This window comes from Pedobacter sp. R-06 (assembly GCF_049913135.1).
Lineage (GTDB): Bacteria > Bacteroidota > Bacteroidia > Sphingobacteriales > Sphingobacteriaceae > Pedobacter.
The window spans coordinates 3,809,914-3,833,517 of record NZ_CP183977.1; the positions used below are offsets into that span (position 1 = coordinate 3,809,914).

Sequence of the window (23,604 nt, forward strand, 5' to 3'; positions counted from 1 at the left end):
GATAAACCTTTAATAAATAGTCCTTTACAGGGGTGATAAAAAAAATACTCAGTTTTGAGGAAATTTTAAAAGGCTGTGTAAAAAACGACAATAGCTGTAAAGAAATGATGTATAAATCATTTTATGGCTATTTAATGGGCATAATTTTAAGGTATACCAAGAATCCTTCGGATAGTGAAGAGCTTGTAAATGATAGTTTTATCAAGATTTTCAAACATGTTGGCGGCTTCAAGGCACCAAAAAATCCAGAAGAATTACAGCGATCGTTTAAAGGTTGGATTGCCCAGATTGCTTCGCGGACGGCAATAGACAAAATACGGAGTTCGAAAGTTCAGTTTTATGTTGATGATTTAGCAGAAAGCGAACATCCGGTTACCCAGATTTCGGTTGCTTCGGAACTACACGTTAACGATATTTTGAATTTACTAAATCACTTACCAGATACACAGAGACTGGTATTTAACTTATATGAAATTGAGGGCTTTGCCCACGATGAAATTTCGAAGATGTTAAACATTCCTGAAAGTTCCAGTCGTGTTTACCTTACACGTTCTAAAAATAAGTTACGTACCCTTTACCTAAATACTATGGTTAATTCATACGAAAAAAATGGATAAGGAATTAATTGAGCATATCACCGCGCAACTCCAAAACCATGAGGAAACATACCCTAATGGTGCTTGGGAGCGCTTTTCAGAGAAAAAAAATAAGAGACGAGGTATCGCTTTTTGGCCTTTATGGGCTGCTGCTGCCTTAATTTTGATCTTTGGAGGTGTATTTTTTGCGCAAAACAATAGCGATCAGAAAAAAGATATTGCAATAACTAAACCTAAAGTTCAGCAAAATGCTACGGCCGATGCGAATTCAAATACCAACATTGAAACTAAAATCGATTCTACTTCATTAAATAACGATAAGGCCCCTGTAAATAACCTAGCAGCTAATCGTCCAGCCAAAATTACGGAAAGCACAAAACCATTATTAACAGCAGAGCAGACCAGTTATTCGTTTATTAATACATTAGAACAGTTGGCTCCTGTAAACAATAACCTTTTAGATAATAAGCTTGCTGGTGCTAATCTTTCAAACCTGCAAACAAAACAGTTTGATATTTTAACGGAAAAGAAGAACCCCCAACCCATTGCGCAAACAAGTTTTGAAAAACTGCTTGCCCAGGATAGTTATGCGAATCAACAAAAATTGCCGTCGAAAACAAACGTGAACTCTAAATGGCAGCCCGATGTGTATATTGCGCCAGCAATGGGTAATGATAATAAAGTAACCATGAACTATGGCTTTTCTTTGTCGTATGCCATTGCCAATAAATTATCAATAAGTTCTGGCGTTTCTTATGCCTCTATTAGCACCACGGAATCCTTAAACGCTTCTGCGCCACAAACCTTATCTGGCAAAAACCTCGAGTCGGTTGATGCTAAAGTGCGTGGAATTAATGTTCCTTTAGAATTAAAATACAACATAAGTGATAAGCTCTACACCAATATAGGGGTTTCTGCACTAGCCGTTTTAAACAACTCGCAGCAGAACAACTACATTGTAAATCAGGTACAAAGTTTTTCTTCTCCGACAGTAAATGGCTATGCAGATTCGAAGACATTGATTGTGAAAGAAAAAACGACCGAACCACAGCCCGAAGCCACTATAGATCCCGATAAATATATTGGATTTTATAATTTTTCTTTAGGTTATAAACAAAAAATATCCAAAAAGAACAATATTGCCATTGAGCCTTTTTTAAGGCTGCCAATGAAAACTTTTTCCAAAGAAAATCTTAACCTCACCAATGGCGGACTGCGTTTGAAGATCGATTTTTAGAAAAAAACTAAGATATTTAGTATATTTGGTTAAATACCTCATATGAAAAATATCAAGCCATATCCTACCGAAGAGGAGCAACCTCCAATTAAAACCCTCAACGAGGTCGATTTTTCTGCTTTATACAGTTATGCAGATTATATGCGCTTCGAATTTGAGGAACGCTTAGAAATTATTAAAGGACACTTATTCAAAATGAGTCCTGCCCCTTCTCGAATTCACCAGGGAATTTCAGCCAACATTTTTGTCCCTATATACAATATACTCAAAGGGAAACCGTGTCGTGCATATTCCGCTCCTTTTGATGTCCGTTTAGCAAAGAAAACTCAGGATGATAAAGAAGTTTTTACCGTAGTACAACCCGATATCGTTGTAGTTTGCGATCAGACTAAGCTAGATAAACGTGGATGCATAGGTGCACCAGATATCGTTGTCGAAATTTTATCACCGGGCAACAATAAAAAAGAACTCATTAATAAATATGAGGTTTATGAAGAAGCAGGTGTTAAAGAATACTGGATTGTAAGTCCTTCGGAAAAAACATTTTTCAGGTATATTCTCGATGATAATGGCAAATTTCAGCCTACTAAACTACTTACTGAGGGCGAAGAGGTAACCACAACGATTATACCGGGCTTTAAGCTTGTTTTAGACGAGGTTTTTCAAGATTAAAACATAGATATCAACGAAAGAAGTCAGGTTTAAACAGCAATTTGCTATTTAAAACCTGACTTCCTTGAAATCGCTTATCTATAATTAGTGACCTGAATGACCGTCAGCTCCGTGAGCATGACCATGAGCCAATTCATCTTGAGTAGCTTCACGCACATTTAAAATCACACCGCTAAACACTAAGTTTTTACCAGCCATCGGGTGGTTTAAATCTACTGAAATGGTATCGTCGTGAACAGCAGTAACACCTGCTCTAAACTGGTTACCATTGTTATCTTGTAAAGGAATCACATCACCTACATTTGGCAATTCGCCACCAGCTTCAGTAAACATCGTTTTTGGAAGATCAGCAAAAGCACCTGGATCGATATCACCATAACCATCTGCTGCAGATAGCTCGAAGCTATATTCATCACCAGTTTTTAAACCGGTTAAATGCTCTTCAAATTTAGGCAACATCATGCCAACGCCATATAAAAATACTAAAGGATTTTGTTCGTCAGCTTTTTCTACAAAAACTTGTTGTCCTTCTTCGTTAGTAGTATGCAATTCGTAAGTTAACGCTACTACAGAGTTTGGTGAAATATTCATTTAAATTAATTTATTGTAAATACTCTAATGCGTCCTCAACAGTGTTAACCGGCAACTGGCATACTTTATTTCGGCAAATATTTATTAAACTTATTATAGTGCTTTTAAATATTGCTGGGCAAAGATAAGTTAATTATTTACCTAACAAAAAAGATGAGCTGATTGTTCAGAAAAGAATATAAATTTTAGTACTAGTACAAAGATTAGTACTAAAAAAAGAATATATCAATCGTTATTATATCCTCTAGCTTCTGTTTGTTACTTATCCTTAGCAAGGATTTCGATGCAGTGCCTTTATCCCATTTTTCTGCTTTTTTTTATTGCCTTTGTGTGCCGCATAGCTATAAATAGTCGGCTGTACATAATATTTAGATTATAGATAATCTTAAACGCTCTTATTTGGCAACCCTAATAAATCAATCAACTATGAAGGAATAGTTACTTTAGATAGCTTTGTTCAATGGTTTAGGTGTAAAGTCAATGAAAATCCTAGTAAGGACTAAAACTTGTGTAAACCAAATGTTTTTTGTATAGGAAACGTAATTGTACGATAAGAAAAAGAAAATTAATCTTATACATATGACACCATTAATAAAGAATAACATAATATTAATAGTAGAGGGTATAAACACGCTGCGCTGTAGTGCGCTAGCACATTAAGTCGAGAATTAAAGAATTTATCTATAAGGTATGGGGCGAACTTTGATGCGTATGATGAAAACAGGAAAATTTATCTTATGTATAAATGGAAATGTTGGAGGAAAACATAATATATAGATTATATGCCAAAACTGCGTGCGCTGTAGTGCGCTGGCACTTTAAGTTGAAAACAAGGAAATTTATCTTTAGCGTATAGGGCGAACTTTCGGTGATACTTAGTCTAATTTGGAGATAACTTATTAAGCATCTTTGGAATTGAACCCCTGTCGAATATCACCAAATAGTATAGGTAAATTTGAGTTAAGAAAAGCAAGTAACATCTTGCGCTGAAAAATGAATATAAAACGTTATTAAATAGATATATATGGAAACTTTTCTGGTTATTATCATCAGCGTAATCGCTGTTATTGTTGTGGCAACCAATTATAAATTAGTTACTAATGGTGGCAAAAAGAAAAAGAGATAAACAATGGGTAATCTATTTAAATCAATTGAAAACAATAATCGAATAAGTCAACGTCAACAAGACTTGACCAAGTTTTGGTTAATAAAGTGCTAGAAACACAAATAACTAATTATCAGATAAATATAAATATTATGCCAGGATTTTATCGACAATTGCATTTTTTTATTTGGAAAATTGCTACTTTTAAAAACACATTCCTCTTTGCTGTATCCTACGGGACTGGATTACAGTTAGCTTTTTCTTTTCATTTTAAGAATTACTGACCTTAATCCATTTAAATATGTCAATTTTAGCAAGTATGGGTGCTTGGATAGCATTAAAGTTTTCATTCGGTAAAAATCTTACAGATTGGATTGGCAAATACGCTCTACGTAATAAACCACAATCTATAAAAGAAAAATTTAACGATGCTGGTGTTTTAATTGAGCGTGAACAAATTTATAGATAACTCTATAAATCGCCACTCAACATATTAACTTTTAAATTGAAAGTTTATGATTATTTCAAACGAAACACGTAGCATTGTGAAATACAAATTAGATGATTCTTTTTGGCATCCTTTAAATAATCACAAGAGTGAAGTTTACATCTCCACATTTTTCAATGCGCAAACAAAAATAAAGCCGACCGTAAGTCTTAATGCCTCAATAAATAAGATTTCGGAAACCAAAGCCAAATATGCCTTAGTTATTGAAACTTCATTTTTTAACGAGAAAACCAGAAAAAAATTCATTCAATATAAAGGAATTTCATCTATGGAATTTACAATAGAAGATGAGGAAAAGGATTTCATCGACTTATCAAGGTTTTATGAAAGCAATTATAATTTTATGGAAAAATTTATCCTAGAAAATAGCCTATACTATTTTAACTATATTGAATTCCATTTCTATAAAAATCACCTTGAAAGAGAATGGCTAAGATGGAACGGATTTTATCAATAATTTTAAATTATCGGAAATGTTCTAACGCTTCCTCAACTGTTTTAACAGGCAATTGGCATACTTTATTTCGGCAAATATAAACTTTTGTTTCGTTGCTTTGCTTACCTTTTAACAGCGGTAAGCTACTTTTTGTTCCGCCTAATGTAATTTTGTTCGGAATATAATGTCCGCTTAATGCTAATTTAATATTATCGCTTTCTAAACCGGTAATGGCAATTTCATTTATGCCGTAAATTTCGTTTAACAGTTGAATCGCCCAGTTCGAATAAGCAGAACCGTAACTTTTAATCTTCGGCTGAACCGCAGCAAGCATTTCTGAGGCTTTTTCGGTATATTGTTCAATATCGAAAAGCAGGCCCAATTTCTTCAAATTCTGCGCCATGGTAGAGTTTGAAGCGGGGATTACATTATCCATTACTTCATGTTTACGGGCAATTAAATCTTCGCTTTCAGCTGAAGTATAGAAAAACATTGGCGAATCTCTATCCGTAAAATTAGCGATCACATAATCGGTCAATAATTTTGCCTCATCTAGCCATTTTTCATCAAAATCAGCTTCGTAAAGGGCAATTAGCGCTTCAATAAAAAAGGCATAATCATCTAAGAAACCCGTAATAGAAGCCTTTCCGTTTTTATAATTGCGGTATAAGCCACCGTTTTCTGATTTTAAATGACTTAAAATAAAATTGGTCGCTGTTGAAGCTTTTTCATAATATGGTTGATGATTCAATACCTCTGCCGCATCAGCCAAAGCTTTAATCATCATACCATTCCAGGCAGTCAAACATTTATCATCCAAACCTGGTCGGACTCTTTTACCACGAACGGCCAATAATTTTTCTTTAGCTGAGTTTACCTTATCGTAAAGCACCTCTGCCGAGATATTAAATTTTGCAAGTAAATCATCATCGCTGATCGTTTTACGTAGGATATTAGTTTGTTCTTCTTCCCAATTACCTTCTTCGGTGATGTTGTAATAAGCGCCGATTAACCCGGCATCTCCTGCCAAAACCTGATCGAATTCTGCTTTATCCCAAATGTAAAACTTCCCCTCTACCCCTTCGCTATCTGCATCCAGTGCCGAGTAAAATAAGCCATCTGTTGAAGTCATCTCCTGAAAAACCCAATTTATCGTTTCAACAACAGTTTGTTTAAAAGAATCGAATTTGGTACACTGATAAGCTTCGGTGTATAAACTAATGAGTTGAGCATTATCGTAAAGCATCTTTTCGAAGTGCGGCACATGCCATTTATCATCAACCGAATAACGGGCAAATCCGCCTCCAATCTGATCGTAAATACCGCCTCTACTCATTTCTTCGAGCGTATGGCAAACTGCTGTAAAAACAGATTCATCGTCTTTTAAAAAGCCATAACGCAATAAAAAGACCCAATTATTGGGTAAAGGAAATTTTGGTGCACGGTTATAACCTCCGTAACCAATATCGAAATGACGTTTCCATGGATCGATAATTTCTGTTAAATGTTCATGGGTATACGCTTCTGCTGTTACTGCAGGGATTATCTTTTCACTGTCTTTAATGCCAGAAGTTAGGCGTTCGGCATACTGGATAGCTTTATCGGGTTCATTTGCCCAAAGTGCGGCAACATTTTCCAGAATATTGATCCAATCGCTTTTCCTGAAATAGGTTCCACCATAAATCGGGCGTTGATCTGGCAAACAGATACAGTTTAAAGGCCAGCCCCCGCTTCCTGTCATGAGCTGAATGGCGTACATATAAATCTGATCAATATCCGGCCGCTCTTCGCGGTCTACTTTAATACAGATAAAATGACGGTTCATCACTTCGGCAACTTCATGATTCTCGAAGCTTTCGCGTTCCATTACATGGCACCAATGGCAGGCCGAATAGCCAATACTCACCAATATGAGTTTATTTTCTCTTTTTGCCTTTTCTAACGCTTCTGCACCCCATTCGTACCAATGAACAGGATTATGGGCATGTTGCAACAAATAGGGTGAAGAAGCATGAATTAGGTTATTGGTATCTGACATGGCTGCTAATGTAAAATGTAAGCGGGAAAAAGGAATTTAATTTGAGACGTAAATCTATTAATAATCTACAAACCTGTTTCTATTTAGTTTTTGTTTTTATACTTTAGTTGGAAATCTAAATGATGAATGGAATTAAGCAAAAATGAGTTATTTAATCGAAATCTGACGCGGTGCGTTACGAATTGAGTTGGACAGATTATCGGCTTTTATCCAAATTTGCAAACCTTACACCTTCAACCTTATACCTTCGACCTAAAAAAAATGAAAATCACCCATACCGAAATATACCGCTTTAGCATACCGATGGAACCTTTTGTTATTGCAACCGGAACCATGCATTTTGCCCAGAATGTATTAGTGAGGATTTTTACCGATACAGGCATTCACGGCATTGGAGAATGTTCTGCTTTCCCGATGATTGTGGGTGAAACACAGGAAACCTGTATTGCCATGGCTAAAGACTTCGCCGCCATTTTAAAAGGTAAAGATCCATTGGAAATTCCTGAGCGGATGAACGATTTATTGGGCTATGCAGACCATAACAATACCATTAAAAGTGCTTTCGATATGGCATTATTTGATATTGCGGCCAAAAACGCCAAACTACCATTGTATAAATTTCTTGGCGGAACCAAACGTACCATAGAAACCGATATGACAATTGGTATCGATACGCCCGAGGGAATGGCTACGACAGCTTTGAAATATAAAAGCCAGGGTTGCCGCATTCTAAAAATTAAGCTGGGCAAAAAAGTGCACGATGATATAGAAAGGGTAAAACATATCCGCGAAGCAGTGGGCGAAGATTTGGTTTTACGTTTAGATGCTAATCAGGGCTGGAGTTTTGATGACGCTTTATTTGCATTGGGCGAATTGGAAAAATACAATATTGAATTTTGCGAACAACCCATGCGCACCTGGTACGATGATAAATTACCAGAACTGAATGTAAACTCGCCTATTAAGTTAATGGCCGATGAAAGCTGTTACAACCATCATGATGCCCGCAAACTGATCAATAGCCAGTCTACAAGCTATTTAAACATTAAATTTTCTAAATCCGGAGGTATTTTAGAAGCGCAAAAAATCCATGAAGAAGCCCTGCAACGAGGTGTAAAATGTATGATTGGGAGCATGCTCGAAACCCGGATTGCTTTAAGCGCCAACCTGCATTTTGCATTGGCCAGTCCTAATATTGAGTTTTTTGATCTGGATACAGCGCTACTGGGGCACCTGGTCGACCCAGTTGTAGGTGGCTTAACTTATAACGGCTATTTTCTTGATGTTCCTGAAGAAATCGGCATCGGTGCAGAAGCAGATGAATTTTTCTTAGAGAAATGTGAAAGCTGGACGGTTTAGTTCAGTTGTTCATTAGTCAATAGTTTATTGGTTTTCTAGCAAGTGTACTAAAATAGTTCATTGGTTTTGCTATATGATGTCAAATGCTCTGTAACAACCTATTTAAGTAGTTACAAGATTGTAAAAATCACAGATAACAGATCCTGAAACAAGTTCAGGATGACGGTAAGCGGGTATGGCTAATGTACTAATGGTCAATCAACAAATGACTAATGAACTAATGACCAGTGAACCAATGACTAATGAACCAACAACCTATCCAACGCCAAACTATCGCCATTAAAAGCATTAAAATCGACTACATGACCGATACCGTTAATTTTGGCTTTATCAGAGTGCTGCCAAAATTTCCAGCGGCTTTTATCCATCCTTAGTTTTGGTTGATAATAATGGGCGATCCACAAAGGATAATCATCAAAAAAATCGGCTAAATAATCTTCATAGAATTTAAGACCGGTATAAACAATTGGTCTTACTTTGGTTTTCATTTCTACATAATTGAGAAAATCAGAAAGTTCTGCCCTCATTTTTAGCGGTGAAACCCCATCTAAAGATTCAATATCTACAACAGGTGGTAAATCACCTTTCTCGATATTTACCACTTGCAGGAAAAACTTAGCCTGTGTTTTGCCGTCCTTTTTTGGTCTGAAGAAGTGATAGGCACCGCAAATAATGCCTGCTTTTGGGGCTTCACGCCAATTGCGTTGAAAATAAGGGTCAACCAACATTAATCCCTCCGTGGCTTTGATAAAGGCAAAACGGATACTTACTTCATCCTCTTTCATTTCCTTTACTTTTTGCCAGTTTATTTTGCCCTGATAGTAGGAAACGTCGATACCGTGAACGGTATATTTTTTAGGGATTTTGATGTTAAAACTTTCGTAGGTTCTGTAATTGGGGTCTTGTCCCCAATCTTTAACCCAGCGCCACGTAGCCACAAAACTTCTTAAAACATAACCGTAATAAAATGGGGAGAGCAAAATCAACAATAAACCTGCAATAACCAGTTTAAGCTGAACCGAAATACCACCCTTCTTTTTTCTGCCTGTTGTGGGTTTCCTGGCTGCAGGTTTCCTAACGGCAGGTTTTCTGGCAACAGGGCTTTTGTTTATTGGGGTTCTTTTCTCTGGCGGCATTTGATCGGTTTCCGGATGCAAATTTGTAAAAAAATATGGGATATTCTTTGCTCATCTTTTTAATTCAACAAGCGGATATTGAATTCAGATGATTAATTAATATCTGGCTTTTGCTATTTTTACCACATCTAAATACAGCATGTTCAAACTTATTTTCAACACTTATAAAACATCATTCAGCGGATTAAGCAGAGAAACCTGGCTTTTAAGCATTGTAATGATGTTTAACAGATGTGGAAGCATGGCTGTTCCGTTTATGGGCTTATACGTTACCCAAAGTTTACATCGCTCGGAAATGGACGCTGGTTTGATTATCACCTTATTTGGCATAGGTTCAATTCTGGGTTCGGCAACAGGAGGGAAATTGACCGATATGATTGGTTTCCGCCCGGTACAGATCCTTTCGTCGATAGTTGGCGGTTTACTTTTCATCCTCTTTTCTACCATTATCCATTTTTACAGTCTATGCATTTTAACTGTTGTTATCAGCTTTTTTTCTGAGGCATTCCGTCCTGCAAATTTCACAGCTGTTGCACACTATGCTGCTGAAGGGACAATAACAAGGTCATATTCTTTAAACAGACTCGCAGTAAACATCGGTTGGTCAGTAGGTATTAGTTTGGCAGGAATTATTGCTTCAATTAATTATAAGCTTTTGTTTATTGTTGAAGGCGGGGTAAGCATTATTGTTGGTTTATTAATCCTGTCGTTTTTGCCACAAGTGAAAGATTTTATTAAAAAGGCTAAAGAAAATGCCAGCAACATGGTTATTAAGAAACCATGGGAAGATGTTTTTTATGTAAAGTTCATTCTGCTTACTACTATTTTTATTACCTGCGCCTTTTTAATGTTTAGGGTTGTTCCGGTATTTTTTAAGGAACAATGGCATATTGATGAGTTTCAAATTGGAATTATTATAGGCCTTAATGGGGCTGTAATTGCTTTGTTTGAAATGATCATGATCAACAAGATTGAAACCAAAAGATCACCAATGTTTTTTATTATTGTTGGTGCGGTTCTATTTTCAATTTCGTACATCATTTTAAGCGCCCCGGTTAGTTTCCATATTGTTGCAGCAGTACTTACCATTGTAGTTTTTACCTGCGGAGAGATGCTCACCTTACCTTTTATAAACACCATCGTAATTAGCAGAAGCAACGAACATAACAGGGGTTTATATGCAGCAGGCTATACCTTGAGCTGGTCGTGCGCGCAGGTTGTTGGTCCGTTGTTTGGTTTCTTTATTGCCAAAAATTTAGGTTATAACTGGCTTTGGCTGGGGCTTGCGGCAATGCTTTTATTATGCACCTGGGGGTTTAACACACTTAATAAAAAGCAGGCAAAAACTGTTTTACAAAAAAGTGAAGTTCAGCTGGAAATTGAATAAAACCTCCAGCCGAACAGCATTTATTTAACTTTCTGGGCTTTTACCCCTTCGTTTGTAATTTTTACGGGAAGAATAGTACCATCAGCATCAAATTTCATTTCATCAATACAGGTAACGCGATGGTTGCCATCAGTTTCGGTTAAAGGGCGACGGTGGTAAACAATATAGTATTGCCCCTTTTTCTCGTTGATAATTACAGAATGATGACCCGCGCCGGTAGCAATAGCCGCATCCTGCTTTAATATTTTATCTACTCTTTTAAACGGACCAAATGGCGAATCACCAACGGCGTAAGCAACTGAATAATCGGGGCCGGTCCAGCCCCCTTCGCTCCACATAAAATAATATTTACCATTTCTGATGAACATATATGGCCCTTCTACATAATTATCAGGTGTGATTTCTTTAAAAGTTGTACCATCTTCAAAAGGCAAAAAGCCAGTAAAATCTTTATTCAACTTTGCAATATTGCAGTGTTTCCAGCCACCATAAATTAAATAATACTGGCCGTCTTTATCTTTAAACACAAACTGATCAATAGGTTGAGCGCCATTATGGAACTTATCTACCAAAGGTTTCCCTAAATGGTCTTTATAAGGCCCCTCCGGTTTATCGGCAACGGCTACGCCAATTCCACCAATTTCTTTATCACTCTGAATATCATTAGCACCAAAAAACAGGTAATATTTTTTATCTTTTTGAACAATCGCAGGGGCCCACATGGCTTTGTTAGCCCATTTAACAGCAGCAGTATCTAAAATATGTGGGTGTTTTTTCCATTTCACCAAATCATCAGATGAAAAGGCATCTAAAAAAACCTGTTCTCTATATTTAGCAGAATAGGTTGGATAAACCCAGTACTTATTATTAAAAATAGCCGCATCAGGGTCTGCATACCAGCCTTGAAATATTGGATTTCCAGATTGCTTAATCGTTTTAGTATCTTGAGCTAAAGAAGTCAGCCCGGATAAAAGTAATGAGAATAGATATTTCATGGCAGCAATTTAGAAAAAAATCTGTGGTTTAAAAATTTGAGGTTCTTTTTAACCGCAAATCACTCGAAGAAAAAGGCGCAAAGTACGCTGAGTTTCCAGATGAAGAATGCTTTTTGGAAAGCAGTCGCAGTACCTTTTGGTTTCGCCAACTCCGCTCCCGTTCCTGCTCCGATAAAGAATCGGGAGCATCCACTAGGATCGGGTTTAGGTGGCAGGGCCGATGATACTATTTAAAGTTTTTATGGCGAATGCAAGGAACAGGCTTTGCTTCAAAGAACAGCCCGCTGTTAAATAAACCCGACAAAGCCAAATAGCCCGGAATGGAGCACAGCGAAATGAGGACTATAAGCGATGGCGGGACTGCAGTACCAATGAAACGCTAACCATTCGTTTCAAAAAAAACCTGTCTAATAAAATTAAACAGGGATGGTCTTCGACTCCGCTCAGACTGACAATAAAAGTTAATTTATTTAATTGCTTTGGAAAGCAAAACCCCAAGCATTTCGGCTAAACCTGCCCTGCCCTTCGTTTCAAATCCTCGCCCTCATGCTTCGGCCTGCGGGTTTTACACTGCGGTCAGGTTTAGGTTGCAGGGGCTGTGATACTATTAAAGTTTTTATAGCGGATGCAGGGACAGCCTTTGCTTCGAAGAACGAGCCGCAGTTAAATAAACCCGACAAAGCTAAATAGCCCGGAATGAAGTGCAACGAAATGAGGACTATAAGCGATGGCGGGACTGCAGTAGCTATGAAAAACTAACCGTTCATTTACAAAAAAGAAATCGTCATCTCGACTGAAGCACAGTCCCGAACTTTCGGGAGAGATATCTGCTGAAAATAGATTTCTCGACTGCGTTGCACTCCGCTCGAAATGACGATCCGTTGCGTCAGAATGAATAAATTAAATCAAGCTTATTTACTCAGCTCTGCGAAATATTTATGGAATAACGGCAAAGTCTCTATTCCTTTATAATAATTGTAAATATCATATTTCTCATTCGGAGAGTGTAAAGCATCGCTATCTAAACCGAAGCCAAAAAGCACCGATTTAATGCCCAGTACATCTTCAAATAAGGCCACGATAGGAATACTACCGCCACCACGGGTTGGAATGGCCTTTTTACCAAAACTATCTTCAATTGCTTTTTCTGCCGCCTGGTAAGCAATACTATCAGTTGGGGTTACCACTGGTTCGCCGCCATGGTGAGGCGTAACTTTTACCTTTACATTTTTAGGCGCAATGCTTTCGAAATGTTTGGTAAAAATCTCGGCAATTTCTTCTGAGCTTTGGTGTGGAACCAAACGCATAGAAATTTTTGCATTGGCTTTACTCGGTAATACGGTTTTTGCACCTTCGCCAATGTAACCGCTCCAAATTCCGTTTACTTCTAAAGTTGGACGGGTACCAGTGCGCTCCAGCGTTGAGTAACCTTTCTCCCCCCAAACTTCTTCTATATCTAAATCCTTTTTATATTCTGCTTCGTCATAGGGTGCAGAATTTAATGCTTTTTTCTCCTCATCTGTTAACTCAAGCACTTTATCATAAAAGCCAGGGATAGTGATGTGGTTATTTTCATCGTGTAATGAAGCGATCATTTTACAAAGAATAGTAGCTGGATTCGCGACTGCTCCACCGTAAACTCCTGAGTGTAAATCGCGGTTCGGACCAACTACTTCAACTTCCATATAAGCTAAACCGCGTAAACCGGTTTCGATTGATGGATGTTCCATGCTGATCATCGAAGTATCAGAAATTAAAACTACATCGGCCTTTAAACGCTCGGCATTCGCGTTTACAAAAATACCCAGATTTGCAGAACCTACCTCTTCTTCGCCTTCGATCATAAATTTAACGTTACAGGCCAAAGTATTGGTCTGCATCATCAGTTCGAATGCTTTTACATGCATATAAAACTGTCCTTTATCATCGCAAGCACCGCGGGCATAAATTTTACCATCGCGTACTGTTGGCTCAAAAGGTGGTGTATGCCAAAGTTCTAATGGATCTGCCGGTTGAACATCGTAATGACCATATATTAAAACAGTAGGTAAAGAAGCATCTATAATTTTTTCCCCATAAACAATAGGGTATCCTGCGGTTGGGCAAATTTCTACCTGATCAGCTCCTGCATCTTTTAATTTCTGCGCCACATAATCAGCTGTTTTTAAAACATCGCCTTTGTATTTCGGATCAGCACTTACCGATGGAAAACGCAATAACTCAAACAACTCATCTAAAAAACGTTGTTTGTGCGTTTCTACATAATTTTTAATCTCTTGCATAACAAAATGAATTTGGACAAATATAGGCTTTACCAAATAAAAAGGCACTTAAGCGGTTAATAAATTATCCCCATAACAGGGTAAAATTTTGCTTATAGCCAGACGGTTAATGGATTTAATTATTTTTTTTAGTTCAAAATCACGATTCTATTTTTTAAACTTAAAACGCGTCTTTTAGTAAATACAAAAAATGATTTAATGTTTGTAAAAAAATATAGTACAGCATTAATTATATTTAGTTTTTTGTAAATTGCGCCAATAACAGATATCCTTAAATCCTGTACGAAAGAATTTTAACAATGAAGTTTAGCGCCAAAGTATTTTTATCTCTGCTGCTGCTTCTTGTTGTCCGCATTTCTTCGTTAGCTCAGGTCCCCCCTGCTACTCGCGTAAGTTGCCCGGATGCAGCCCAATATTATTCGAAAGACAGTATAAATATTGTAACCTTTGGAGCCAGCACCGTAGAAGGTGTTAAAGGACTGGGGTTCCAAACCATGCTGCAAAACAACTTTTTGAACTGTTATACCAATAAGATAGTAGATATTACCAACCACGGTATCGGCGGACAAACAACCTTCCAGGGATTGCTCAGGATTGATAACGCAATAGCCAATAGAACAGGCTTTATTGTTATTGATATGGGTATTAACGATGCTTTAGCGATTGCTACAGGTAAAGGAAGTATAGCCGAAACCGTTGCTAATATGCGGGTATTGATTACGGCAAGCCTTAAACAGAACTTAGTCCCGATTTTATGTACACTCCAGTTTGTTGATGATAGGACGATTAAAAGTTATGTTGCTGTAAATACTAACATCAGGAACCTTAATACAGCCTACAAAAAATTAGCTGCAGAATATAAAATATATTTAGCCGATGTAAACGCGGCCATGAGACGTGATTTTTCGCTTTATCAGGATCCTTTTCACCCAAATGCACGTGGTTACAGGTTGGTGAGCTATGTAATTTTCGACGCCATTAATAAAGCAATTTTTGATAAATTCTTAAAATTCACCGTTTCTCAGAATTACCCTAACCCTGCAGCTATGCAAACCTTTATTGATGTTGTTTTGCCTGAAACAGACAAAATTAACATCCAGATTTACGATTTAATGGGGCGCCTGGTTAAAACAGTGGTAAATGAATACCTTAATACGGGAAAACACACCTTAGAAATTAACACCTCTACTTTTGTTCCCGGTATTTATTTCTTCAAAATCTCTTCCGATTCTGGTCAATACAATTCTGCAAAAAAGTTTATTGTAGCGAGGTAACAAAAGATTTAAACATTAGTCTATTTATAGATTAATATGTTTTATACCTTTAACCATGACTACTGAGACATTTTTCACCAATGAAGTTATTGATCTCGATCTTCTTCCAAAATACGAAGACATTCAGTTAAGCCGGCCACACCCCAATTATTGGAAAATTATCTGCATTAATCTGCTGATCTTTTTTGGCTTACTGGGAATAACTATTGGTATACTCCTATTCTTTGTTGATGAAGTAAAACCAAATGCCAAATGGATTATCCCCCTTTATTTAGCTTTATTAGCCATCTTCTTTCTACTCTTTCGCGCCAGTTTTAAGAAACGGGGTTATGCTATCCGCACACATGATGTCATATACAAAAGCGGAATTATTGCCGAATCGACAACAATTGTTCCTTTAAACAGGATTCAGCATATCGAATTAAATGAAGGGATTTTTTCCAGAATATACAAACTGGGATCGTTACAGCTATTTACCGCAGGCGGCCAAACGGGGCATATCCATATTTCGGGGATTGCAATTGATGATGCCAAGCGTATCAGGGATCTGCTTTTGAAAAAACTAGACCTACTTGAAAATCCAACAACAGAATTGAATGCCAATGAATAACGATTTTAGTAAACCGCAGCGCGAATCGGCCTTTGGTATCATTGTAATGGGTGCCCATACCATGCTAAAAATTGGCAAGGCGAGTTTTTTCTTATTTATTATTGCCTTTGTAAAGATGTCGAGCACTTCTTTTACCTACCTGATGTTAGGCATTTCTGCAATAATCATATTCAGTTTTATATTTGCTTATTTATGGTATTTAAAATTCACCTTCTTTTTAGATAAAGAAAAGCAGGAATTTGTGGTGAATAAGGGGATATTCAATCGCGATCAGGTCATTATTCAGCTTGACAAAATACAGCAGGTTAACATTAATCAGAATATTCTGCAGAAAATTATCGGCGTTTATGGGTTAAAAATCGATACTGCCGGTGCTCATGGAGAAGAAGTAAGCATAAAAGCAATTGACGAAACTTCGGCCTATAACCTTAAAGAACATTTATTAAATAGCAGATCCGTAACTGAAGCACAATCGGAAATTGAACATGAAAACCACAAAATAGCAGAAACACCATTTTTAAGAATAAGTGCCTGGACTTTGTTCAAAGTAGGACTTACCTCTAATTATGGACAAAGTTTAGCTTTACTTGCCGCTTTTTTTTACACCGTTATTTATGAAGGCAGGCAACTGCTTGATGCTTTTAAAATTAATAAAGATGAGATTCAGAACACGGTAACGGGTATGTTAACCATTGTTACCGTTTTTATTTTAATTGCATGCCTTTTAATCGTATTGTTAATTATTAACCTGGTTAGAACCTTTTACAAGTATTTCGAGCTTGAAATTAGCGAACATAAAAACACACTTTTGCTCTCGTCAGGACTTATTGCCAAGAAAAACACCTTGATTAGTCCGAATAAAGTGCAGATTACCAAATACAGCCAGAACTACTTTCAGAAAAAGATGAATATGCTGAATATGAGTTTAAGGCAGGCTCATTTTGGTCAAAGTAAAAAAGGACATGAAATGCAGGGAAACACTTTGGAGATTCCGGGCTGTAACCCTACTGAGCGTGATGAACTGCTAAAAATGATACTGGGTGAAGCACTATTAAAAGGAAAAACCTTTATCCCCGATTGGCGTTTTTTAAATTTACCCATTTTCTTTAAACTGATTTTGCCTGTGGTGACATTTTTAATCATTGCATTTAATGTTGCTGAGCTGAAGCCTTATATCGGTGTATCAATTGCTTATTTAATAATTGGCATCCTGATGATTTACATCAGTTATCGCCGGCATCGGGTTTCAGTAAGTCAGGATTTCATCATCAAAACCAGTGGAATCTGGGATATCTCAAATGAAATTGTGGTACCGAATAAGATTCAGGCCATTACCACTTTTCAATACCCATGGCATAAAGGAGTAGATGTTGGCCATCTCACGTTACATACCGCTGCAGGCCAGATCCATTTTAAATATGGCAATTATACCGAAATCAAACAGCTGGTAAATTACTGGTTATATCAGGTAGAGCGTAAAAATGAGAATTGGATGTAATTTTAAAGAAAAAAACGATTCATATGAATACCAGGGAACAGATCATTTTAAATGAAGATAGATTATTAACAGCCATACAGCATGGTAATATTGAGGATCTGGATCTGCTTTTGCATGAAGATTTACTTTTTAACCTACCCAATGGAGTAACCATAACAAAGGCAATGGATATGGAAACTTATACCTCGGGAAATTTGGTTGTAAATTCTATTTTACCAGCTGAACAACAAATTAATCTGATTAACGATATTGCAGTTGTTAGTGTGAAAATTGAACTAAAGGCAGTATATACTTCACAATCCATCGAAGGTATTTTCAGATATTTAAGAGTTTGGAAGTTGTTTAGTCAGGAGTGGAAAGTAATTGCCGGAAGTTGTGTGTCCATATAAAAATAACAGCTGCCAGGTTTAAATCCAGGCAGCTGCTATAATTCAATTAATTCTGATATGCCGCAGCAAAATCAGCAGCAAAATCTTTAAGCTTAATGTTACCTAAAACGGGCCTGTTTTTATAATAATCTACAAAAAGTTTATTGCTCCTGATTGCATCGCCCATTTCTACGTAGTTTTTAGCTATTTCCTCAGGTAAACCTGCGCCTACCATTCCGTTAAATGCATCTTCATCGCTAAATTCTATCCATGGTAATGCTGGTTTACCAATTGCCGTACCTAATGCCTTTGCAACATCGGCTGGCGTACTTTCATCATCACTGGCTACATATCGTATGGTTTTACCTGTAAAATTGCTCTCCAATACTTCAGCGGCTACTTCAGCAATATTATGTGGATGCACCAAAACTAGTTTTGCATCGCCACCAAAATTAGACCCTAATATATTTGCATGTTTAACCATATCAATGTTGGCTAAAAAGTTAATGTAGAAATAACCAGCACGCAAATGTTTTACATCTACCCCATTTAATGTAGCAAACGTATTTTCTACATCGTGCAATCCTGCGATTGGCCCTGTTCCATCTGGCAGATCTGCACCTACACTACTTAAATTCACCACTTTTTTAACACCTGATTCTTTAATGGCAGCCGCATAATTTTCGCCAATACTTTTAATATATTCCCTAAATTTTGGTGCTGCAAAATTTGGCGGAACCATGGTGTAAATGGCATCAGCCCCTGTAAAAGCATCCTTTAAAAATCCGGTATCGCTTACACTACCAATTAAAGGTATTGCACCCAGCGATTTAATTCCTTCGGCTCTGTCAGCGTTGCTGCTAATAATTTTTACTTCGTGACCTTTAGCTACCAATATTTCGGCAAGAGGTTTGGTAATATTACCAATTGATCCTGTTAATGTGATTTTCATGATTTTTTGTTTTTAAATATTGAATACAAAGCTATATTTGTACTTACTTTTACACAAGTACTTACCCCAAAGTATGTAACCATGACAGCTGTTAAAGAAAGTTCGACCCGTAATTTTAATAAAGGCGTAGCACTAACCAGCTGCCCGGTTACCTTTGTAATGGAAAAAATTGGTGGTTATTGGAAACCCATTATTATTTTTCATTTAATGAGCGGATCAAAACGTTATAGCGAGTTAAAACGTGCAATACCACAAATAACTGAAAAAATGCTTATACAACACTTAAAGCAACTGCAAAATGATGAACTTATTCATAGAGATGCACAAGCAGTTGTTCCTCCGGTAGTTACCTATAGCCTCACAAAATCGGGACAGGATCTTTTTCAGGTATTAGATTCGATGGTAGATTGGGCCGTTAAAAATGGTTCTGTTTAACTACTATAGGTACTCACCTGGGCAATCAGAATGATAAATAAATATATTGAAGGTTTTAAACCTTCAATAGTAGCACAGACTAAATGATATAAACCTTAGCGAAGCGGATACCTAATATCATTAAGTTAATGGATAAATCGCAAAAAGATGTCACCCAGAGCGAAGTCGAAGGGCATTTATTTGCGTTTTATCAATCTCAAGAAGTCTTCGACTACGCTCTCCACAGGAGTCCTTTGGACAGACTGACGATCGCGGTGCTTAACTTAATGACATTGAGCGGCACCCTGCAGGCTGAAGAACGAAGTCGAAGCTTACAAACGTAACGCAGGGACCAGCTTGATCACCCGCACAGGCATTGCGATCAGAAAAGAAATTAGGCGATATATATTTTTTATTGACTGGAAATGAAAGGATGTTTTTCATCGGAGATTGCAGTCCTGCTGTTCGCTGTAGTCCCGACGTGAAGTCGGGAGCTGCCGCTGCCATCAGGTTTACGAACAGCGTGTGTGCACCCTGCAACCCTAAAATGAAATGCTGTTTTGGCCATTTAGCCCCGGGTGAAGCGGTCCCCTGCAGGCTGAAGAACGAGGCCAAAGCGTACAAGCGGAACACGGGAACCAACTTGATTTCTTGTACAGGCACTGCGCTCCGAAAAGAAAATTAGTTGATAAATAGGCGATATAATTTTTTATTGGTTGGAAACAAAAGGGCGGTTTTTCATTGAAGATTGCAGTCCTGCTGTTCGCTGTAGTCCCGACGTGAAGTCGGGAGCTGCCGCTGCCATCAGGTTTACGAACAGCGTGTGTGCACCCTGCAACCCTAAAATGAAATGCTGTTTTGGCCATTTAGCCCCGGGTGAAGCGGTACCCTGCAGGCTGAGGAACGAGGCCAAAGCGTACAAGCGGAACACGGGAACCAACTTGATTTCTTGTACAGGCACTGCGCTCCGAAAAGAAAATTACTTGATAAATAGTCGATATATATTTTTTATTGACTGGAAATGAAAGGATGGTTTTTCATTGGAGGTTGCAGTCCTGCTGTTCGCTGTAGTCCCGACGTGAAGTCGGGAGCTGTCGCCGCCATCAGGTTTACGAACAGCGTGTGTGCACCCTGCAACCCTAAAAATGAAATACGGATTAACTTTTCCAAAACCAAAAGAAAATCATTTTAAATTGGCGGGAGCGCCTATAGTATCATTATCCCCTTGATATTTCCTACTTGCTTATAAACTGCAATCACCTCATCAGCAGTTTGCATGATCTTTTTTACCGTAATTGAAACATATTTCCCAGTTTTTGAAGCATGCTCAATAAACTCATCATCAGGTAAAACGGCGCGTAAATCTTGTATTTTGTCTAATCCGCCAGTAATAATAAATTTAAAATTGTAAACACCCGGAAACTGCTCAACACTTTCCAGTTTCTCTTTTAAATTGGCATAAATATCTGTATTTGTTCCATCGGGGATATCAGTAAACTCGATATCCTTATTTATTTTTTTCTCGTCCATTCCGAAAACATATCAAATTCTATACCCAAATAAATAGGGTGCAATTCTGACAGCATTTAAATAAACCAGGGTGAAGCGGATGTCGGCTCAGACTGCAAGAAAGATTCTGACCACGAAGTAGCTATTAGACCTAAAAAACAATAAGAACAGCTAATAAAACAAGTTCAGAATGACGAGCCGCTACAACGATCGATCAGGTTTTTAACTAATTACTAACAACTTTGGCAAAAAGCGCTAGGAATTGTTATTTTTGAACCTCAAAAAAACAGGAGCCGATTTGGATTATTTAGCAGGATTAAACCCACAACAAAGAGCAGCAGTAGAGAACACTAAAGGACCAGTAATGATTGTTGCAGGTGCAGGTTCGGGCAAAACCAGGGTAATTACATTCCGTGTAGCCCACCTTATTCAAACCGGTACCGATCCATTTAACATCCTGGTTTTAACCTTTACCAACAAGGCGAGTAAAGATATGCGTGAGCGTATCAGTAAAGTGGTTGGTGCAGAGGCAAAAAACATTTGGATGGGTACTTTTCACTCTGTTTTTGCCAAAATTTTACGTGTAGAGGCCGAGAAAATCGGTTATCCAAGCAATTTTACCATTTACGATACCGATGACAGTAAAAGTGTAATCCGTGCTATTTTGAAAGAAATGCAGCTGGATGATAAATTATATGCAGCTAACTTTGTTTTTAATAGAATTTCATCAGCCAAAAATAATTTAATTTCCTGGGGTGAATATCAGGCTAACGACCAGATACAGGCAGAAGATATCCAGAATAAACGCCCATTAATTGGTCAGATTTACGAAACCTATGCCAAGCGCTGTTTTAGAGCTGGGGCAATGGATTTCGACGATTTGTTGTTCAAAACCAATATTTTATTGAAAGAACATCCTGATGTTTTAAATAAATACCAGCAGAAATTCAGATACCTGATGGTGGATGAGTACCAGGATACCAACTTTTCGCAGTATACCATTGTGAAAAAACTGGCAGCGGCTTATCAGAACATCTGCGTGGTAGGTGATGATGCCCAGAGTATTTACGCGTTCCGTGGTGCAAACATCCAGAATATTTTAAATTTTGAACGCGATTACCCTGATTTAAAGGTTTATAAATTAGAACAGAATTACCGTTCTACCCAAAATATTGTTGATGCAGCGAGCAGTATTATTGCCAACAACAAAAACCAGCTAGAAAAGAATGTTTTCTCTGATAATGAACCTGGTGACCGTATTAAAGTTTCGCGGGCTTTTACCGATAACGAAGAAGGTAAACTGGTTGCCGAAGCCATTATTCAGGAGCGTAGCACCAAGGGATACCAGCACAACGATTTTGCCATTTTATATCGTACCAATGCGCAAAGCAGGGCCATGGAGGAGGGTTTACGTAAACTAAATATTCCTTACCGGATATATGGCGGTCAGTCTTTTTACCAGCGCAAAGAGATTAAAGATTTAATTGCATATTTCCGTTTAACCTTTAATCCGAAGGATGAAGAGGCTATAAAACGTGTAATTAATTATCCTAAACGTGGTATCGGCGATACCTCTATTGACAAAATTATTGTTGCAGCAGATCAGCATGGAAAAACCATGTGGGATGTAATTTCGAATGCACACGAATATGTAGACGGGCGTTTAGCCAATCAATTGAACGATTTTGCCATGATGGTGCAAAGCTTTCAGGCAGAGGCAAAAAAGCTTGATGCTTATGATACGGCTTTGTTTATTGCCCAACATGCAGGTATTTTAAAAGAATTATACACTGACGATAGCGTTGAAGGACGTGCGAGATACGAAAATATCCAGGAATTATTAAATGGTATTAAGGAATTTGCAGAACGCGAGGATATTGAAGAAAAAGGTCTGGATATCTTTATGCAGGATGTTGCGCTTTTAACCAACGATGATAAGGATGGAGACAAAAATAAGGATACGGTTTCTTTAATGACGATCCACTCGGCCAAAGGTTTGGAGTTTAAAAACGTGTTTATAGTGGGATTGGAAGAAAATCTGTTTCCATCGCAAATGTCGTTAACCAACCGAACTGATTTAGAGGAAGAGCGCCGTTTGTTTTATGTGGCCATTACCCGTGCCGAAGTAAAATTAACACTTACCTATGCCACTTCCCGTTACCGCTGGGGAACGTTAACCAACTGTGAACCAAGCCGTTTTATTAACGAAATTAATCCGAAGTTTTTAGAATTGGATGTTAAACCGGCCAAATCGAACAGTTTTGAAGGTAATTTTGATGATGACCGCAAAACATGGACTTCGCAGCCGCGCGATTTCTTTAGCAAGCCAAAACCAGCGGCCGGTGCAACTACTTCTGCCCCACCAGCCCGTCCGAAAACAACATCGTTACTGGCAAAAGCTCACGTGCCAACGCCTGGCTTTACCCCATCACAACCGCATGAATTTCAGGGTGGTATGGAAGTTGAGCACGAAAAATTCGGTTTCGGAAAAATTATCAGCTTAGAGGGAACTTTGCCTGATGTTAAGGCTACTGTATTCTTCCAGGGCTTAGGTAATAAACAACTATTGCTTAAGTTTGCGAAACTGATGATTGTGAAATAGTTTTTTGCCACAAAGACACCAGGTACACTAGGAAA

The 23,604-nt window shown here is 37.8% G+C and carries 22 protein-coding genes; 15 read left to right on the plus strand and 7 right to left on the minus strand.

The window, feature by feature from the left end; translation table 11 throughout:
- Positions 1–32: 32 nt before the first annotated feature.
- The 3 genes from ACN9MR_RS15200 to ACN9MR_RS15210 are packed head-to-tail and all read left to right on the plus strand — an operon-like array spanning position 33 to position 2,505.
- On the plus strand, positions 33–617 hold the full coding sequence (locus ACN9MR_RS15200; RefSeq protein ID WP_426324828.1) for an RNA polymerase sigma factor: 585 nt from the start codon (positions 33–35) through the stop codon (positions 615–617).
- Complete coding sequence (locus ACN9MR_RS15205) at positions 610–1,833, plus strand: hypothetical protein (protein ID WP_426324830.1); 1,224 nt, start codon at positions 610–612, stop codon at positions 1,831–1,833. The genes ACN9MR_RS15200 and ACN9MR_RS15205 overlap by 8 nt, the downstream gene beginning before the upstream one ends.
- Before the next feature lie 42 nt (positions 1,834–1,875).
- Complete coding sequence (locus ACN9MR_RS15210) at positions 1,876–2,505, plus strand: Uma2 family endonuclease (protein WP_426324832.1); 630 nt, start codon at positions 1,876–1,878, stop codon at positions 2,503–2,505.
- Between the two features lie 84 nt (positions 2,506–2,589).
- Here ACN9MR_RS15210 and ACN9MR_RS15215 read toward each other — a convergent pair whose 3' ends face one another.
- Positions 2,590–3,096 carry an FKBP-type peptidyl-prolyl cis-trans isomerase gene (locus tag ACN9MR_RS15215; RefSeq protein WP_426324834.1) on the minus strand — a complete coding sequence of 169 codons (507 nt, stop codon included), beginning with the start codon at positions 3,094–3,096 and terminating at the stop codon, positions 2,590–2,592.
- Between the two features lie 1,406 nt (positions 3,097–4,502).
- Between ACN9MR_RS15215 and ACN9MR_RS15220 the strand changes: the two genes are divergently transcribed.
- On the plus strand, positions 4,503–4,670 hold the full coding sequence (locus ACN9MR_RS15220) for a hypothetical protein (protein WP_426324836.1): 168 nt from the start codon (positions 4,503–4,505) through the stop codon (positions 4,668–4,670).
- Between the two features lie 46 nt (positions 4,671–4,716).
- The gene (locus ACN9MR_RS15225) at positions 4,717–5,166 is read left to right on the plus strand and encodes a hypothetical protein (protein WP_426324838.1); all 450 of its coding nucleotides are present in this window, start codon (positions 4,717–4,719) and stop codon (positions 5,164–5,166) included.
- 7 nt (positions 5,167–5,173) lie between these two features.
- On the opposite strand, the gene ACN9MR_RS15230 is transcribed toward ACN9MR_RS15225, so the two are convergent.
- The gene (locus tag ACN9MR_RS15230; protein ID WP_426324840.1) at positions 5,174–7,183 is read right to left on the minus strand and encodes a thioredoxin domain-containing protein; all 2,010 of its coding nucleotides are present in this window, start codon (positions 7,181–7,183) and stop codon (positions 5,174–5,176) included.
- A 261-nt stretch (positions 7,184–7,444) separates the two neighbouring features.
- Here ACN9MR_RS15230 and ACN9MR_RS15235 point away from each other — a divergent pair, with 261 nt between their 5' ends.
- Positions 7,445–8,542 (plus strand): mandelate racemase/muconate lactonizing enzyme family protein, encoded by a 1,098-nt coding sequence (locus tag ACN9MR_RS15235; protein ID WP_426324842.1) that lies wholly within the window; start codon positions 7,445–7,447, stop codon positions 8,540–8,542.
- Between the two features lie 239 nt (positions 8,543–8,781).
- On the opposite strand, the gene ACN9MR_RS15240 is transcribed toward ACN9MR_RS15235, so the two are convergent.
- Positions 8,782–9,678 carry a glycoside hydrolase family 25 protein gene (locus ACN9MR_RS15240; RefSeq protein WP_426324844.1) on the minus strand — a complete coding sequence of 299 codons (897 nt, stop codon included), beginning with the start codon at positions 9,676–9,678 and terminating at the stop codon, positions 8,782–8,784.
- Positions 9,679–9,817: 139 nt separating this feature from the next.
- Here ACN9MR_RS15240 and ACN9MR_RS15245 point away from each other — a divergent pair, with 139 nt between their 5' ends.
- Positions 9,818–11,065, plus strand: coding sequence for an MFS transporter (locus ACN9MR_RS15245; protein ID WP_426324846.1), 1,248 nt, complete (start codon positions 9,818–9,820; stop codon positions 11,063–11,065).
- A 20-nt stretch (positions 11,066–11,085) separates the two neighbouring features.
- Here ACN9MR_RS15245 and ACN9MR_RS15250 read toward each other — a convergent pair whose 3' ends face one another.
- Positions 11,086–12,060: a glycoside hydrolase family 43 protein gene (locus ACN9MR_RS15250; RefSeq protein WP_426324848.1), complete on the minus strand. Its 975-nt coding sequence runs from the start codon at positions 12,058–12,060 to the stop codon at positions 11,086–11,088.
- A gap of 36 nt (positions 12,061–12,096) precedes the next feature.
- Here ACN9MR_RS15250 and ACN9MR_RS15255 point away from each other — a divergent pair, with 36 nt between their 5' ends.
- Positions 12,097–12,294 carry a hypothetical protein gene (locus tag ACN9MR_RS15255; protein WP_426324850.1) on the plus strand — a complete coding sequence of 66 codons (198 nt, stop codon included), beginning with the start codon at positions 12,097–12,099 and terminating at the stop codon, positions 12,292–12,294.
- A gap of 677 nt (positions 12,295–12,971) precedes the next feature.
- Here ACN9MR_RS15255 and ACN9MR_RS15260 read toward each other — a convergent pair.
- The gene (locus ACN9MR_RS15260) at positions 12,972–14,342 is read right to left on the minus strand and encodes a dipeptidase (protein WP_426324855.1); all 1,371 of its coding nucleotides are present in this window, start codon (positions 14,340–14,342) and stop codon (positions 12,972–12,974) included.
- Between the two features lie 299 nt (positions 14,343–14,641).
- On the opposite strand from ACN9MR_RS15260, the gene ACN9MR_RS15265 reads away from it, so the two are divergent.
- From ACN9MR_RS15265 to ACN9MR_RS15280, 4 genes are read left to right on the plus strand one after another with little or no spacing between them, the layout of a single operon-like run.
- Complete coding sequence (locus tag ACN9MR_RS15265) at positions 14,642–15,616, plus strand: GDSL-type esterase/lipase family protein (RefSeq protein ID WP_426324857.1); 975 nt, start codon at positions 14,642–14,644, stop codon at positions 15,614–15,616.
- Positions 15,617–15,671: 55 nt separating this feature from the next.
- Positions 15,672–16,226 (plus strand): PH domain-containing protein, encoded by a 555-nt coding sequence (locus ACN9MR_RS15270; protein WP_426324859.1) that lies wholly within the window; start codon positions 15,672–15,674, stop codon positions 16,224–16,226.
- Positions 16,219–17,724, plus strand: a complete 1,506-nt coding sequence (locus ACN9MR_RS15275) for a PH domain-containing protein (protein ID WP_426324861.1) — start codon at positions 16,219–16,221, stop codon at positions 17,722–17,724. Before ACN9MR_RS15270 ends, ACN9MR_RS15275 begins: the two co-directional genes overlap by 8 nt.
- A 23-nt stretch (positions 17,725–17,747) precedes the next feature.
- A complete protein-coding gene (locus ACN9MR_RS15280) occupies positions 17,748–18,113 on the plus strand; it encodes a nuclear transport factor 2 family protein (RefSeq protein WP_426324863.1) in 366 nt (121 codons plus the stop codon).
- A gap of 46 nt (positions 18,114–18,159) precedes the next feature.
- Here ACN9MR_RS15280 and ACN9MR_RS15285 read toward each other — a convergent pair whose 3' ends face one another.
- Positions 18,160–19,044: an NmrA family NAD(P)-binding protein gene (locus ACN9MR_RS15285; RefSeq protein ID WP_426324865.1), complete on the minus strand. Its 885-nt coding sequence runs from the start codon at positions 19,042–19,044 to the stop codon at positions 18,160–18,162.
- Positions 19,045–19,050: 6 nt separating this feature from the next.
- Between ACN9MR_RS15285 and ACN9MR_RS15290 the strand changes: the two genes are divergently transcribed.
- Together ACN9MR_RS15290 and ACN9MR_RS15295 are read left to right on the plus strand one after the other, a co-directional pair.
- Positions 19,051–19,479, plus strand: a complete 429-nt coding sequence (locus tag ACN9MR_RS15290) for a winged helix-turn-helix transcriptional regulator (RefSeq protein ID WP_426324867.1) — start codon at positions 19,051–19,053, stop codon at positions 19,477–19,479.
- Positions 19,480–19,607: 128 nt separating this feature from the next.
- The gene (locus ACN9MR_RS15295) at positions 19,608–19,802 is read left to right on the plus strand and encodes a hypothetical protein (protein ID WP_426324869.1); all 195 of its coding nucleotides are present in this window, start codon (positions 19,608–19,610) and stop codon (positions 19,800–19,802) included.
- A gap of 862 nt (positions 19,803–20,664) precedes the next feature.
- Here the strand turns inward: ACN9MR_RS15295 and ACN9MR_RS15300 are convergent.
- Entirely contained in the window at positions 20,665–20,988 is a 324-nt protein-coding gene (locus tag ACN9MR_RS15300) for a DUF493 family protein (protein WP_426324871.1), read from the minus strand.
- A gap of 277 nt (positions 20,989–21,265) precedes the next feature.
- Here ACN9MR_RS15300 and ACN9MR_RS15305 point away from each other — a divergent pair, with 277 nt between their 5' ends.
- On the plus strand, positions 21,266–23,569 hold the full coding sequence (locus ACN9MR_RS15305) for an ATP-dependent helicase (RefSeq protein ID WP_426330230.1): 2,304 nt from the start codon (positions 21,266–21,268) through the stop codon (positions 23,567–23,569).
- Positions 23,570–23,604: the final 35 nt, after the last annotated feature.